Raw genomic sequence first — 13522 nt, 5'->3', positions numbered from 1 at the left:
GCAGTCCGGAAGGTTCGCAATACAACTTTGCACAGGAGGCAGCACCATGGTCAAGAAACTCAAGGCATTGGCAGGCGGCGCGTCGGCGGACAGCGAATTTGCGCAGACGGTCCGCGAATCGGCGCAGCAGATCTGGTTGGCGGGGCTTGGCGCGTTTGCCAAGGCCCAGGCCAGCGGCACGAAATTCCAGGCGGAGGGTATGAAAATGTTCGAGGCGCTGGTGAAGGAGGGCGAGGCCCGCCAGTCGTTCGTGCGCAAGGTGACGGGCAAGAAGATGGCCGAGGCGGCCGCCAAGGCGTCCGGCACCTGGGACAAGCTGGAGCAGGTCTTCGAGGATCGCGTCGCCCGCTCGCTGTCGAGCCTCGGCGTGCCGACCAAGAAGGACATCGAAACCCTCTCGAAGCGCGTTGCCGAGCTGACCGAGGTCGTGCAGAACCTGAGCGGGGAGAAGCCGGCTCCGCGCCGCCGCACCGCGAAGAAGTAAGCGTCCCTCCGGCTCGAGGGACGGATCATGGTGCAGGCGCGCGCTGCGCGCGTGAAGGGGCGCAAGGCCGTTCCTTCCCGCGTGGGGCTGGCTCTTGCCGGGGGGGGACCCCTGGGGGGGATTTATGAACTCGGAGCGCTGCTGGCGCTGTCCGAGTCGCTCGAGGGCGTCGACTTCAATGCGCTCGACGTCTATGTCGGCGTGAGTTCCGGCGGCTTCCTCGCCGCCGGGCTGGCGAACGGGCTGACGCCCGAGCGCATGCGCCACATGTTCATCGAGAGCGACACCGCCGAGGAGCCCTTCGAGCCGCAGCTGCTGCTCAAGCCGGCGTTCCGCGAATATGCCCTGCGCGCGCTGTCGGTGCCGCCGCTCCTGCTGGCCTCGATCTGGAACTACCTGGCGAACCCCTGGAGCCAGAGTTTCTTCGAGTCCTTCCAGCGCCTGTCGCAGGCCATCCCGACCGGCATCTTCAACAGCGCCGGCATCCACCAATTCCTCAGCCGCATCTTCACCGCGCCCGGCCGCAGCAACGATTTCCGCCAGCTGAAGCGCCGCCTGTTCCTCGTCGCGACCGACCTCGACTCGGGCGAGTCGGTGGTGTTCGGCGCGCCCGGCCGCGAGCATGTGCCGATTTCCACGGCGGTGCAGGCCAGCGCGGCGCTGCCGGGGCTGTTCCCGCCGGTGGAGATCGACGGCCGGCATTACGTCGACGGCGCCCTGAAGAAAACGCTGCACGCCTCGGTGGCCCTGAAGGAGGGCGCCGAGCTGGTGCTGTGCGTCAATCCGCTGGTGCCCTTCGATTCCGAACTGGCCGGCAAGCGCGGCGCCGGCCGCCGCCACAAGCTGGTGGAGGGCGGCCTGCCGGTGGTGCTGGCGCAGACCTTCCGTTCCATCATCCACTCGCGCATGCAGGTGGGGCTGTCCAAGTACCAGACCGATTACAAGCATGCCGACGTGGTGCTGTTCGAGCCGAACAGCGACGATGCCGAGATGTTCTTCACCAACATGTTCAGCTACGCCAGCCGCCGCCGCCTGTGCGAGCACGCCTACCAGAAGACGCGCATCGAGCTCTACCGGCGCCGCCACGAGCTGGGGCCGATCCTGGCCAGGCACGGCATCCGCATCCGGCTGGAGGCGCTCAAGGAGAAGCGCTCCCTGATCCACCATGACGTCGCCGGCCATGCCGAGAAGGAGGACACCCTCCTGGCGGCGAGCCATCGCCTGGGAGATTCCCTCGGGGAACTGGAGCGCTGGCTGAAACGGCGGGCGGAAACGGGGCGCAAGGCGGCCTGACGCCGGTTTTTCCCCCGGCGAGGGAGTGTTATGCTTTGCAGGCCATGGAGAAGAAACCGAAACGGCGCACCCGCGAGCGCATCCTCGAAGCCGGCCTGCGGCTGTTCAACGAATTCGGCGAGCCCAACGTCACCACCTCGGTGATCGCCGACGAGCTGAACATCAGCCCGGGCAATCTCTACTACCATTTCCACAGCAAGGACGAGATCGTCAACGCGCTCTTCGCCGAATTCGAGCGCGAGATCGAGGGGACGCTGACGGCGCCGGCCCGACGTGCGCCCAACGTCGAGGACATGTGGCTGTTCCTGCACCTGCTCTTCGAGGAAATCTGGAAGTACCGCTTTCTTTACCGCGACCTCGACGACCTGCTGTCGCGCAACCGGCTGCTCGAGGTGCATTTCAAGCAGATCCTGGCGCACAAGGTGAAGACGGCGGCGGCCCTGTGCGAGGGGCTGGTGGCGACCGGCGAGATGCAGGCCAACGCCGGCGAGATCCAGGCGCTGGCGACCAACATGGCGGTGATCGCCACCTACTGGCTGCCCTTTGAATATGCCCGCGACCCGCGCCGCCGCGACGCCGGCAGCGGCCTCGGCCGCGGCGTGTACCAGGTGATGTCGATGATGGCGCCCTTCCTGCTGGGGGCGTCGCGCCTGCACCTGCAGCAGCTTTCGAAAGAGTACGTCGAACAATAGAACGAGGAGTCACGATGGCCAAAGGAAACTGGAAGAAGTTCCCCCATGCGGACAAGGCTTATGTTTACGCCGGGGCGGCGCTGAAGAAGAACTGGGAGCGCCTGCATCGCGGCGACCGCGAGCCGTTTCCCGCCGACGAGCAGGTGCAGGAAGCCTGGCGGCTCTACCACCAGGGCGAGTTCCAGCCGGCCTGCGAATTGGGCCTCTCGCTCGGCCTGCCCGGCTATGCCGTCGCCAACAAGGCGGCGACCATCTACGCCACTTACCTCGAGGACAACGAGAAGAAGAAACTGGCGCTGTTCGAGGAGGCCGCCGCGCGCGGCGAGGAGCAGATGGCGAAGATGCCGAAGTATCCGAATGCCTTCTACTTCCACGCACTGGCGCTGGGCCGCTACAGCCAGGGCATCTCGGTGGCGAAGGCGCTGGCGCAGGGCCTCGGCACCAAGGTGCGCGACGCCCTCACCGCGGCGCTGAAGCTGAACCCGGACCACGCCGACGCGCACATCGCGCTGGGTGCCTTCCATGCCGAGGTGATCAACAAGGTCGGCGCCATGGTCGGCGGCCTGACCTACGGCGCGAAGAAGGATGCGGCCGTCGAGCACTACGAGAAGGCGCTCAAGCTCAATCCGGATTCGGCCATCGCGCGCATCGAGCACGCCAACGGCCTGGTGATGCTGTTCGGCGAGTCGAAGATGAAGCAGGCCGAGAAGCTCTACCACGATGCCGCCGCCTGCAAGCCGGCCGACGCGATGGAGCGGCTCGACGTCGAGTTGGCGAAGGCAGAGCTGGAAGAGTAGAAGTCAGTCCGTGGAGGACGGCGGAGGGGCCGCCGCCTGGGCGGCGGCGGGCCTTTTGCGCGGCTGTCGCGGCTTTATTTCGGCTTTGCGCGGCGCGGCCGGCAGTTCCTCCTTCAGGCCCAGCTCGATTTCCTCCGGCGTGCGCAGTTCCTCCCAGGGCTCCAGCAGCAGGGCATACAGCAGCTTCTCGAATTCCGGCTGGAAGCGCGAGACGATGTTCTCCGGGTCGGTGACGAAGTGGCGGTCGGTGACGAGGCCGAACTGCACGCGGCCGTTGTAGCTGAGGATCGACACCCCGACGCCGATGTCGCCGCTCTGCGGCACCCAGAACATCTGCTGCGCGAGGCGCGTGCCGGCCATGTAGAGCGGCTGCTGCGGCCCCGGCACGTTGGTCATCACCGCGGAGGCCTTGTTGGCGAGGATGTCGAGGGCGATGTCCTGCACGAATTTCGGCGCCATGCCGGTGGCGGCTAGCACGCCGAGGGCGACGACGGGCTGGTAGGAGCCCTTCAGCTCTTCCATGCGCCGCCGCACCTCGAACACCCGTTCGAACGGGTTCTCCATGTACACCGGCAGCAGCAGGGTGACCAGGCCGAAGCGGTTGCCGAGCTTGCCCTCGTCGGCCTTCGATCGCATGTTGACCGGCACCATGGCGCGCACCTCGACGCCGTCGAGGGCATCGCCGCGTTCCGCAAGGTAGACGCGCATCGCACCGGCCACCGAGGAGAGCAGCAGGTCGTTCACCGAGCAGCCGAGGGCGCGGCCGACGGCCTTGATCTCGTCGAGCGGCATCGGCTCGGACCAGGCCACGGCCTTGGTGCCGCCCGGCTTGCCCTTGAAGCGGGTCGGCGAGTCGGCCGGCATGATGAGCAGGTTGGCGAGTTCCGCCGCCATGCCGGCGCCCTGCCGGCTGTAGTCGAGCAGCTGGGCCGGGTGGGTGAGCAGCTCGAAGTACTTGAGCCAGGCCTGGGTGCCCAGGTTGATGGCCGTGATCATGCCCTGGGTGACCGGCTCGAAGACGCGGTTCCAGAAGAAGCTGTCTGGGCCGTCCTCCTTCGCCATGTCCAGCGGCGGGCCGGGCCGGTCGGGGGCGTCGGGCGAGAGGTCGGTGAGCGAGAGCATGACGCCGATGAGGGCGATGCCGTCGGCGATGCAGTGGTGGATGCGCACGACCAGCGCGGAGCCGCCGTCGTAGCGGTCGACGAGGTGGAAGCTCCACAGCGGACGGTTCGGGTCGAGCGGCGTGGACATCAGCTCCGCCGCCATCTTCTGCAATTCGACCTTGTGGTCGCCGGGCGGCAGGACGACGTGGTGCAGGTGGCCGTCGAGGTCGAATTCGGCGTCGTCCTCCCACCAGGCGCCGGTGGCGTCGTGCACGACCTTCTGGCGGAAGCGGCGGAACGGCAGCAGGCGCGCCTCGAGCGTGCGCCGCAGGCGGCCGTAGTCCATGGCGCCGTCGAACATCATGATGCCGACGATCATCATCAGGTTGGTCGGCCGGTCCATGCGCAGCCAGGCGGTGTCGACCGGGGAGATGCGCTCGCGCTTGCTCATCGGATTACGGGTCCGGAGGGGGTGGACGGTTCGCTTATAATACCGGACGGACGGCGGCCCGGGCTCGGCCGCCGCGCACAATCCGGGAGGAAAAAAATGGCAGACCTGCAGGCAAGCTTCGAGGCGGCGGTGGCGGCGTCGAAAACGCTGAGCGAACGGCCGGACAACCGGACGCTGTTGCAGCTGTACGCCCTGTACAAGCAGGCGACGGCCGGCGACGTCGAGGGCAAGCGTCCCGGCTTCAGCGACATGATCGGGCGTGCCAAGTTCGACGCCTGGGCGGCGATCAAGGGCACCGGCAAGGACGATGCGATGCAGCGCTACATCGCCCTGATCGAATCCCTGAAGGGCTGATCACACCTTCGGGCCGGCGTCCGGCCCGAAGTTCTCGTCGAAGAAGCGGTGGATCTCCTCCTCGACGCGCGGCTTGATCGCGAAGAGGAGGAAGCCGAGCCGGACACGGATGTGCACTTCCTTCTTTTCCACGACCAGTTCCCCGCTGACGCCGCTGCGCTTGAAGGTGAGGACGTTGTCGTCCCACTCGTAGGCCAGGTCGAATTCCTCGTCGAGCTGGCGGGCGATCTTCTCGGCGGCCTGGCGGGCCGCCTTGGCGGTCATGGTGTGGCTGCGGCGGATCAGGATGTCGCTCATCGGTGTCGTCCGGATTTCGGAAGGGTTCCGGGATTGTATTCGAGTCGTTCCGCCCCGTCAGCGGCCGTGAGATTTCGCACATTCCCGCTCCCGGCGCGAGACTAAGATAGGCGGCATCGGGGCGGCCTTCGCCGCCGGGCAAGTCGACCATGTTCAGCATTCCGGTCCAGACCGCGATCGTCAATTCCATCATCGGCAACGCCGTCCTGGCGGGGATCTTCCTTTACCTGTGGCGGGTGGACCGGCGCGAGAAGGCGCTCGGCTACTGGGCCGCCGCCTACGCGGCCAGCGCCTGCCGCGTCATCTTCCGCATGATCGGCCTGGCGGGTTATCCGGCCGCGATCTACGGCGAGGCGCTGTTCGGCACGGCGGTGGTGGTCCTGCTGGGGATGGGGGCGCGCGTCTTCATCGGCGGCACCTTCGCGGCGCCCTGGCGGATCGGGCTGCTGGCCGCGGCGGCGATGGGCACGATATCGGGTTTGGCCGCAGCGGGCCGTCTGCCCCTCATCGTCCCCTACCTGATTGCCGGGGCGGTCTTCTTCTTCGCCGGCCTGGCGATGCTGCGGCGCGGGCGGGAGTTCCCGGGCGTCGGCTACAGCATCGTCGGCTTCCTGTTCGCCCTCTATGGCGGCTATGTGCTCGCCTTTTCCGAGCTGGCGGCGGCATCCGAGGATCCGCGCTCCTATGTCTTCGGACCGATCATCAACCTGGCGATCGGCATGGTGCTGCTGGTGGTCACGCAGCGCAAGCAGCACCTGGAGGCGGAGAAGCTGACGGCCGCGCTGCTGCGCGAGGCGGAAGGGCGCCGTGCCGCAGAGGATGTGGGCATCCAGAGCGAGCAGCGCTACCGCGCCATCGTCGATACCACGCGCAGCCTGATCGGGCTGCTGACGCCCGACGGCACGCTGATCGACGTCAATCGCACGGCGCTGGAACGGGCCGGCATCCGCCGCCAGGATGCGGTCGGCAGGCCGTTCTGGGATACGCCGTGGTGGGCGCACGACGATGAGCAGCGGCAGCGGCTGCGGCAGGCCATCCGGCGGGTGTCGGCGGGCGGCCACGACCGCTTCGAGGCGACCCATCCCGCGGCCGGCGGGGAGCTCAGCTATTTCAACTTCTTCCTGACGCCCATACGCGACGCCGCAGGACAGGTGGTCTACCTGGTGTCCGAGGCCCACGACGTCACCGCGCGCAGACGGGTCGAGCAGACGCTGCATGCTGCCGAGCAGCGCTTCCGCGCCATCAGCGAAGGCTCCATGCTCGGGGTGTTCGCCACGGACGCGGAGGCCACGGTCACGTATTTCTCGCGGCGGGCCATGGAAATCACCGGCATCACCGAAGCCGACGCCTTGAGCGGCCGCTGGGCGGAGTACGTGCATCCGGAGGACCGGGAACAGCACAGGCAGCAGTGGCGGATGGCCCTGGCGGAACGCAAGCCCTTCGTCAGCGAGCGCCGCTACGTGCGGCGGGACGGCAACCTGTCCTGGGCGCGCGTCCACGTCGCGCCCATCGTCGAGGGGGACAGCCTGCTCGGCTTCGCCGGCACCATCGAGGACGTCAATGCGCGCAAACAGTCGGAGCAGGCCCTGCGCGAGAGCGAGGAGCGCTTCTCCAGCTTCTTCGCGCTGTCGCCCGAGCCGTTTGCCGTCGCCCGCTATCCGGGCGGGGAATACCTCCAGGTCAACGAGGCCTGGGAGCGCACCTTCGGCTATAGCCAGGGCGAGGTGGTCGGGCGCAGCGCGCTGGACCTCGGCCTGTGGGAAAACCCCGAGGACCGCAGCCGGATGTACGAGGACATCCTTCGCCGCAACCAGGCCCGCAGCGGCGAGATCCGGCTGCGGCGCAAGAACGGCGATTTCATCGTCGTGCAGATCTCGGCGCGGGTCGTGACGGTCGGGCAGGCCCGGTACATCCTGTGGGGCACCCACGACGTGACCGAGCGGCGGCGCATGGAGAAGGCGCTGCAGGAGAGCGAGGAACGGGTGTCGCGGGTGTTCTACCTGCTGCCCGACCTGGTGACGATCAGCAGCCTCGACGAGGGCCGGTTCGTGGACATGAACCATCAGTGGGAAACCATGATGGGCTACACCCGCGAGGAGGCGGTCGGCAGGCCGACGGCCGAGCTCGGCATCTGGGTGCATCCGGAGCAGCGCCAGCGGCTGGTCGAGGACGTGATGCGCGAGGGCATGGTGCGCAGCCGGGAAATTTCCATACGCCGCAAGGACGGCCGCGAGATGATCTGCGAGGCCTCCGGCAGCATCTTCGACTGGCAGGGCCAGCGCCTGCTGCTGCTGGTGACGCGCGACGTGACGGCGCAAAAGGCGCTGGAGCGGGCGCGGGCGGCGGCCGAGGCGGGCCTGCGCGAGAGCGAGGAAAAATTCCAGAAGTTCTTCGCGCTCGGTCCCGAGCCGATGGCCGTGGTGCGCTACGAGGACGCGGTCTATATTGACATCAACGAGGCCTGGTTGCGCAAGTTCGGCTACCGGCGCGAGGAGGTGGTCGGGAAAACCCCCCAGGAGCTGGATTTCTGGGTGGACTTCGAGGAGCGGCGACAGGTGATCGAGACCCTCGGCAGGACCGGCGAGGTCGACGGGCGGGAAGTCTGGTACAAGGCCAAGGACGGCACGCCCATCCTGGCCGACATCTCCGCCAAGGTCTTCGAGCTCAACGACACGCGCTACGTGCTGTGGGACGTGCATGACATTACCGAGAAGCGGCAGGCGGAGGCCTTGTTGCGCATCTCCGAGGAGAAGTTCTCGACGATCTTCCATCGCTCGCCGGTGGCTCTCGGCGTGACCTCGATCCCGGAAGGTGTCTACCTCGACGTGAACGAAACCTGGGAAAGGCAGTTCGGCTATCCGCGCGAGCGCATGCTCGGCAAGACCAGCCTGGATATCGGGCTCTGGCTGGATCCGAGGGAAAGGCGCCAGCTGTTCGCCGACCTCGATGCGCATCCGCAGGTGCTCAACCGCGAGGTGCGCTTCCGCCGCGGCGACGGGGCGGAGATGCTCTGCGAACTGTCGGGGCAGGTCTTCGAGCTGAACGGCAGGAAGGTGCTGCTGTGGGGCGCGCATGACGTGACCGAGCATCGCCGCACGCAGTGCGAGATCGAGGAGCTCAACATGCGGTTGGAGGCCCGCGTCTTCGAGCGGACCGCCAGGCTGGCCAGCGCCAACGCCGAACTGGCGGAAACCCTGGAGTCGCTCAAGCTGGCCCAGCATGAACTGGTCCGAGCGGAGAAGCTCGCCGCGCTGGGATCGCTGGTGGCGGGCGTCGCCCACGAGCTGAACACCCCGATCGGCAACAGCGTGACCGTCGCCAGCACCCTGCAGGACAAGACGCATGAGTTCGGCAGGGCGGTCGCGGCGGGCAGGCTGAAGCGATCGACCCTGGACAATTTCCTGGAGGATGCGCGCACCGCCAGCGAATTGCTGCTGCGCAGCCTGTCCCAGGCGAACGACCTGGTCAGCAGCTTCAAGCAGGTGGCGGTCGACCAGGCCAGCGCCCAGCGGCGCCGCTTCGACCTCAAGCTGGTTGTCGAGGAGGTGGCGACCACCCTGGCGCCGATGCTCAAGAAAACACCATTCAAGCTCGAACTGGAACTGGCCGATAACGTCGTTATGGACAGTTACCCGGGTTCGATCGGCCAGGTGATAACGAACCTGGTGACCAATTCGCTGGCCCATGCCTTCGAGGGCCGCGAGGCAGGCACCATGCGCCTGAAGACACGGCGGCGCGGCCTGCACGGGGTGGAACTGATGTTTACGGACGACGGCGTGGGCATTCCGGAAGACGACATGAAGCGGGTCTTCGATCCTTTCTTCACCACCAAGCTCGGCCGCGGCGGCAGCGGCCTGGGGCTGCACATTGTCTACAACCTGGTGACGCGGGTGCTGGGCGGCCGCATCGAGGCAAGCAGCCAGCCCGGCAGCGGCACCCGCTTCCAGGTCAGCCTGCCCATGAAGGCGCCCGACCAGGCCGGGCGGGAGCCATGAGCCGGGGCGCCCGGAAGGCGGGCAAGGACGACTTCATCGACATCGTCGACGATGCGGGGGCGGAGCGTCCTGCGCCGGCCGGGACGGTCCCGGCATGGCGGATCCTGATCGTCGACGACGAACGCGAGGTGCACTCGGCCACGCTGTTCGCCCTCAAGGACCTCATCATCGCCGGCCGGCCGCTGGAATTCCTGCATGCCTATTCGGCCGAGGAGGCGCGCAGCGTCATGGAAAGGACGCCGGGCATTGCCGTCGTGCTGCTCGACGTGGTCATGGAAAAGGGCGATGCCGGCCTGCAGCTGGTGCGCATCATCCGCGACGAGCTCGGCTGCGCCGATACCCGCATCATCCTGCGCACCGGCCAGCCGGGCTATGCACCCGAACTCGAGGTCATCCGCGACTACGACATCAACGACTACAAGACCAAGTCGGAACTGACGCGCACGCGCCTGATCACTTCGCTGACGACGGCGATCCGCTCCTACGAGCAGATCCGCCTGGTCCTCGAGAGCGAAAGGGGCATGGACCGGATCGTGCGCTCGGCGCCGATGCTGCTGGCGCAGCGGAACATCGAGGATTTCGCCGACAAGGCGCTCGGCCTGATGGCCGAGCTGCTCGGCGACGCGGGGGCCGACGGCGTGTTCTGCACGCGGCGGCTGCCGAACGGCGACGCGAACGGGGAGGACCAGCTCTTCATCGCCGCCGCCATCGGCGCGTTCGCCCCGTTCGGCGGGCAGGACGTGGTCGCGATCAGCGATCCCGGCCTGCTCGAGGCGCTGGAGCGCTGCGGCATGTCCGGCGGCCGCCTGCACGAGAGCAATGGCATCGCCTTGTGCGTGGGCAGCGGCGAGAACCGGGCGCTGCTGTATTTGCGGACCGGCCGGCCGCTGAACGATCTGGGGCGCCGGATGGCGGAAGTCCTCTCCGTCAGCATCGCCACCGGCCTGGAGAACGTGGCGCTGTTCCAGAAGCTGGATTTCTTCGCCTACTTCGATCCGCTCAGCAGGCTGCCGAACCGGGCGAACTTCGTTTCCAGGATCGACGACTGCCTGCGGCGCGGCGAAAAGGACCGGACGGTGGCGGTGGTCGAGGTCGACCACTTTTCCGACATCAATGCGGCGCTGGGACACCCGACGGGCGACCTGCTGCTGAAGGCCGTCGCCAAGCGCCTGCGCGCCGGCTTCCCGGACGAGGTGACGCTGGCGCGGGTCTCCGGCGGCACCTTCGGCCTGCTCGGGCCCGACGGCCTGCTGGAACCCGCGCAGGTGCTCGCCTTGTTCGAGGAGCCGAGCGTGGTGGATGGCCAGTCGCTGATGATCCAGCCCTACATCGGGCTGGAACGGCTGAGCGAGGCCGAGGGCAGCGGCGCCGACGTGTTCAAGAACGCCACCATCGCGCTTTCGCGTGCCAAGAACGAGCGGCGCGGGCACTGGCAGTATTTCACGCGCGACATGCAGGTCGCCGCGCAGCGGCGCCTCGGCCTGCTGCACGACCTGCGGCATGCCGCCGAGGCCAAGCGCGGCCTGTCCCTGCATTTTCAGCCGCAGGTGGACATCGCTTCCGGCAGGGTGGTCGGCGCCGAGGCCCTGATGCGCTGGCAGAACGACCGCGGGGAGGACATACCGCCGAACCGCTTCATTCCGGTGGCGGAATATTCCCACCTCATCATCGAACTGGGGGAATGGGTGCTGTGTTCCGCCTGCGAGCAGCTGCGCGACTGGGACCGCGCCGGCCTGCCGGGGCTGCGCATGTCGGTCAACGTCTCGCCGGCGCAGTTCCGCGACCCCGACTTCATCGGCATGGCGCGCCGCTGCATCGTCGGCTCGGGCGTCGACCCGGGGCGCATCGAACTGGAGATCACCGAGAGCATGGCGCTGACCGAGACCGAAACGGTGGTGGAGACGCTGCGCCGGATGAAGCGCTTCGGCGTCAGCATCGCCGTCGACGATTTCGGCAGCGGCTTCTCCTCGCTGGGGCATTTGCAGCGCCTGCCGCTCGACCGCCTGAAGATCGACCGTGCCTTCGTGGCCGACCTGTCGCCCGGCAGTTCCGGCTCGACCATCGCCGAGACGATCGTCAAGCTGGGCCACCTGCTCGGCCTGACCGTGATCGCCGAGGGCGTCGAGACGCGGGAGCAACTCGACACCCTGCGGCGGATGGGCTGCCAGGAGGTGCAGGGCTTCTACTTTTCCCCGCCGGTGCCGGCCGGCGAGTTCCCCGCGCTCCTCAAGAAAAGACTCTAGGCCGCCTTCAGCGCCTGGTCGAGGTCGGCGATCAGGTCGTCGATGTGCTCGATGCCGATGGACAGGCGGATCATGTCTTCCGACACGCCGGCCTTGGCCATCTCGTCCGCCCCCAGCTGGCGGTGGGTGGTCGTCGCCGGGTGGCAGGCCAGCGTCTTGCAGTCGCCGATGTTGACCAGCCGCGTGACGAGCGCGAGCGCGTCCTGGAACCTCCCGCCCGCGTCACGACCGCCCTTCACGCCGAAGTTGAGGATGCCCGAGGCCTTGCCGCCCATGTACTTCTGCACCAGCGGAAAGTCCTTGTGGTCCTTGAGGCCGGCGTAGTTCACCCAGCCCACCTTCGGATGCGACTTGAGGAATTCGGCGATCTTCACGGCGTTCTCGCAGATGCGCTCCATGCGCAGGGCCAGCGTCTCGACGCCCTGCAGGATGAGGAAGGCGTTGAAGGGGGAGATCGCCGCGCCCATGTTGCGCAGCGGCACGACGCGGGCGCGGCCGATGTAGGCGGCCGGTCCCAGGGCCTCGGTGTACACCACGCCGTGGTAGGAGACGTCCGGCTCGTTGAGGCGCTTGAACTTGGCCTTGTGCTCGGCCCAGGGGAACTTGCCGGAGTCGACGATCATGCCGCCGATGGAGTTGCCATGGCCGCCGAGGTACTTGGTCAGGGCGTGCACGACGATGTCGGCGCCGTGCTCGAAGGGCCGGCAGAGGTAGGGCGAGGGCACGGTGTTGTCGACGATCAGAGGAATGCCGTGGCGATGCGCGATCTCGGCCAGCTTCTCGAAGTCGGTGATGTTGCCGAGCGGGTTGCCGACGGATTCGCAGAAAATCGCCTTGGTGCGTCCGTCGATGTGCATTTCGAAGGCATGCGGCTCGCGGTAGTCGGCGAAGCGCACGTCGATGCCGTACTGCGGCAGGGTATGGGCGAACAGGTTGTAGGTGCCGCCGTAGAGGGTGCTCGCAGAGACGATGTTGTCGCCGGCCTCGGCGATGGTCTGGATGGCGTAGGTGATCGCCGCCATGCCGGAGGCCAGGGCCAGGCCGGCAATGCCGCCTTCCATCGCGGCGACGCGCTTCTCCAGCACGTCCTGCGTCGGGTTCATGATGCGGGTGTAGATGTTGCCCGCCACCTTGAGGTCGAACAGGTCCGCGCCGTGCTGGGTGTTGTCGAAGGCGTAGGAGGTGGTCTGGTAGATCGGCACCGCCACGGCCTTGGTGGTCGGGTCGGGGCTGAAGCCGCCGTGGACGGCGATGGTTTCGAGTTTCATGTGGTTGGTCTCTTGAGTAAAAAGTCAGTCTTCAGGATGCGGCGACCGCCTGCTTGAGCGCGGCCGCCATGGTTTCGTCGAAGGCCACCAGCAGCACCTGTTCTAGGCCCGGGTTGTCCGCCAGCGCCTGGCGGCATTCGGCCACGGCGATGCGGGCGGCGGCTTCCGGCGGATAGCCATAGACGCCGCAGCCGATGGCCGGGAAGGCGAGGCTGCGCAGGCCATGCTCCTTCGCCAGGCGGAAGCAGTTGCGGTAGCAGGAAGCCAGCCGCTCCGGCTCGCCGCGGTTGCCGCCGTGCCAGACCGGCCCGACGGTATGGATGACGTGCTTCGCCGGCAGGCGGAAGCCGGGGGTGAGCTTCGCCTCGCCGGTCGGGCAGCCGCCCAGCGTCCGGCAATGCGCCAGCAGTTCCGGGCCTGCCGCACGGTGGATGGCACCGTCGACGCCGCCGCCGCCGAGCAGCGACTCGTTGGCGGCATTCACGATGGCGTCGACGGCGAGGCGGGTGATGTCGCCGGAGGCGACCTCGAGGCGTCCGGGCATG

11 protein-coding genes are annotated in these 13522 nt (G+C 67.6%); 7 read left to right on the top strand and 4 right to left on the bottom strand.

The genetic code is table 11. The features are described 5' to 3' along the window. The first annotated feature begins 46 nt into the window (after positions 1–46). Genes ROZ00_06550 through ROZ00_06535 form a run of 4 tightly spaced genes read left to right on the top strand, consistent with a single transcriptional unit; the run spans position 47 to position 3266 of the window. Positions 47–484: a phasin family protein gene (locus ROZ00_06550; GenBank protein MDT3735863.1), complete on the top strand. Its 438-nt coding sequence runs from the start codon at positions 47–49 to the stop codon at positions 482–484. Positions 485–511: 27 nt separating this feature from the next. Beyond that, positions 512–1777 (top strand): patatin-like phospholipase family protein, encoded by a 1266-nt coding sequence (locus ROZ00_06545; protein ID MDT3735862.1) that lies wholly within the window; start codon positions 512–514, stop codon positions 1775–1777. Between the two features lie 44 nt (positions 1778–1821). Continuing rightward, positions 1822–2469 (top strand): TetR/AcrR family transcriptional regulator, encoded by a 648-nt coding sequence (locus ROZ00_06540; GenBank protein MDT3735861.1) that lies wholly within the window; start codon positions 1822–1824, stop codon positions 2467–2469. A gap of 14 nt (positions 2470–2483) precedes the next feature. Then, complete coding sequence (locus tag ROZ00_06535) at positions 2484–3266, top strand: hypothetical protein (GenBank protein MDT3735860.1); 783 nt, start codon at positions 2484–2486, stop codon at positions 3264–3266. A gap of 3 nt (positions 3267–3269) precedes the next feature. On the opposite strand, the gene ROZ00_06530 is transcribed toward ROZ00_06535, so the two are convergent. After that, positions 3270–4820: a wax ester/triacylglycerol synthase family O-acyltransferase gene (locus ROZ00_06530; protein MDT3735859.1), complete on the bottom strand. Its 1551-nt coding sequence runs from the start codon at positions 4818–4820 to the stop codon at positions 3270–3272. 96 nt (positions 4821–4916) lie between these two features. On the opposite strand from ROZ00_06530, the gene ROZ00_06525 reads away from it, so the two are divergent. Beyond that, entirely contained in the window at positions 4917–5174 is a 258-nt protein-coding gene (locus ROZ00_06525) for an acyl-CoA-binding protein (protein ID MDT3735858.1), read from the top strand. Here the strand turns inward: ROZ00_06525 and ROZ00_06520 are convergent, their stop codons facing one another. Further along, complete coding sequence (locus tag ROZ00_06520; protein ID MDT3735857.1) at positions 5175–5471, bottom strand: polyhydroxyalkanoic acid system family protein; 297 nt, start codon at positions 5469–5471, stop codon at positions 5175–5177. Between the two features lie 149 nt (positions 5472–5620). Between ROZ00_06520 and ROZ00_06515 the strand changes: the two genes are divergently transcribed. Together ROZ00_06515 and ROZ00_06510 are read left to right on the top strand one after the other, a co-directional pair. Then, positions 5621–9466 carry a PAS domain S-box protein gene (locus tag ROZ00_06515; protein MDT3735856.1) on the top strand — a complete coding sequence of 1282 codons (3846 nt, stop codon included), beginning with the start codon at positions 5621–5623 and terminating at the stop codon, positions 9464–9466. After that, on the top strand, positions 9463–11709 hold the full coding sequence (locus ROZ00_06510) for an EAL domain-containing protein (protein ID MDT3735855.1): 2247 nt from the start codon (positions 9463–9465) through the stop codon (positions 11707–11709). Before ROZ00_06515 ends, ROZ00_06510 begins: the two co-directional genes overlap by 4 nt. On the opposite strand, the gene ROZ00_06505 is transcribed toward ROZ00_06510, so the two are convergent. Together ROZ00_06505 and ROZ00_06500 are read right to left on the bottom strand one after the other, a co-directional pair. After that, positions 11706–12977, bottom strand: a complete 1272-nt coding sequence (locus tag ROZ00_06505; GenBank protein MDT3735854.1) for an aminotransferase class I/II-fold pyridoxal phosphate-dependent enzyme — start codon at positions 12975–12977, stop codon at positions 11706–11708. The genes ROZ00_06510 and ROZ00_06505 overlap by 4 nt on opposite strands. A 31-nt stretch (positions 12978–13008) precedes the next feature. Continuing rightward, positions 13009–13521 carry an O-acetyl-ADP-ribose deacetylase gene (locus ROZ00_06500; protein MDT3735853.1) on the bottom strand — a complete coding sequence of 171 codons (513 nt, stop codon included), beginning with the start codon at positions 13519–13521 and terminating at the stop codon, positions 13009–13011. Position 13522: the final 1 nt, after the last annotated feature.

Origin of the sequence: Denitratisoma sp. (assembly GCA_032027165.1) — a bacterium.
Classification (GTDB): domain Bacteria; phylum Pseudomonadota; class Gammaproteobacteria; order Burkholderiales; family Rhodocyclaceae; genus Desulfobacillus.
Note: the sequence above shows the minus strand (reverse complement) of the source record. Positions and strands in the feature narration are given on the sequence as shown.

Coding starts and splice junctions, on each gene's coding strand:
- ROZ00_06550 (MDT3735863.1), top strand. CDS start 47: ATGGTCAAGAAACTCAAGGCATTGGCAGGCGGCGCGTCGGCGGACAGC.
- ROZ00_06545 (MDT3735862.1), top strand. CDS start 512: ATGGTGCAGGCGCGCGCTGCGCGCGTGAAGGGGCGCAAGGCCGTTCCT.
- ROZ00_06540 (MDT3735861.1), top strand. CDS start 1,822: ATGGAGAAGAAACCGAAACGGCGCACCCGCGAGCGCATCCTCGAAGCC.
- ROZ00_06535 (MDT3735860.1), top strand. CDS start 2,484: ATGGCCAAAGGAAACTGGAAGAAGTTCCCCCATGCGGACAAGGCTTAT.
- ROZ00_06530 (MDT3735859.1), bottom strand. CDS start 4,820: ATGAGCAAGCGCGAGCGCATCTCCCCGGTCGACACCGCCTGGCTGCGC.
- ROZ00_06525 (MDT3735858.1), top strand. CDS start 4,917: ATGGCAGACCTGCAGGCAAGCTTCGAGGCGGCGGTGGCGGCGTCGAAA.
- ROZ00_06520 (MDT3735857.1), bottom strand. CDS start 5,471: ATGAGCGACATCCTGATCCGCCGCAGCCACACCATGACCGCCAAGGCG.
- ROZ00_06515 (MDT3735856.1), top strand. CDS start 5,621: ATGTTCAGCATTCCGGTCCAGACCGCGATCGTCAATTCCATCATCGGC.
- ROZ00_06510 (MDT3735855.1), top strand. CDS start 9,463: ATGAGCCGGGGCGCCCGGAAGGCGGGCAAGGACGACTTCATCGACATC.
- ROZ00_06505 (MDT3735854.1), bottom strand. CDS start 12,977: ATGAAACTCGAAACCATCGCCGTCCACGGCGGCTTCAGCCCCGACCCG.
- ROZ00_06500 (MDT3735853.1), bottom strand. CDS start 13,521: ATGCCCGGACGCCTCGAGGTCGCCTCCGGCGACATCACCCGCCTCGCC.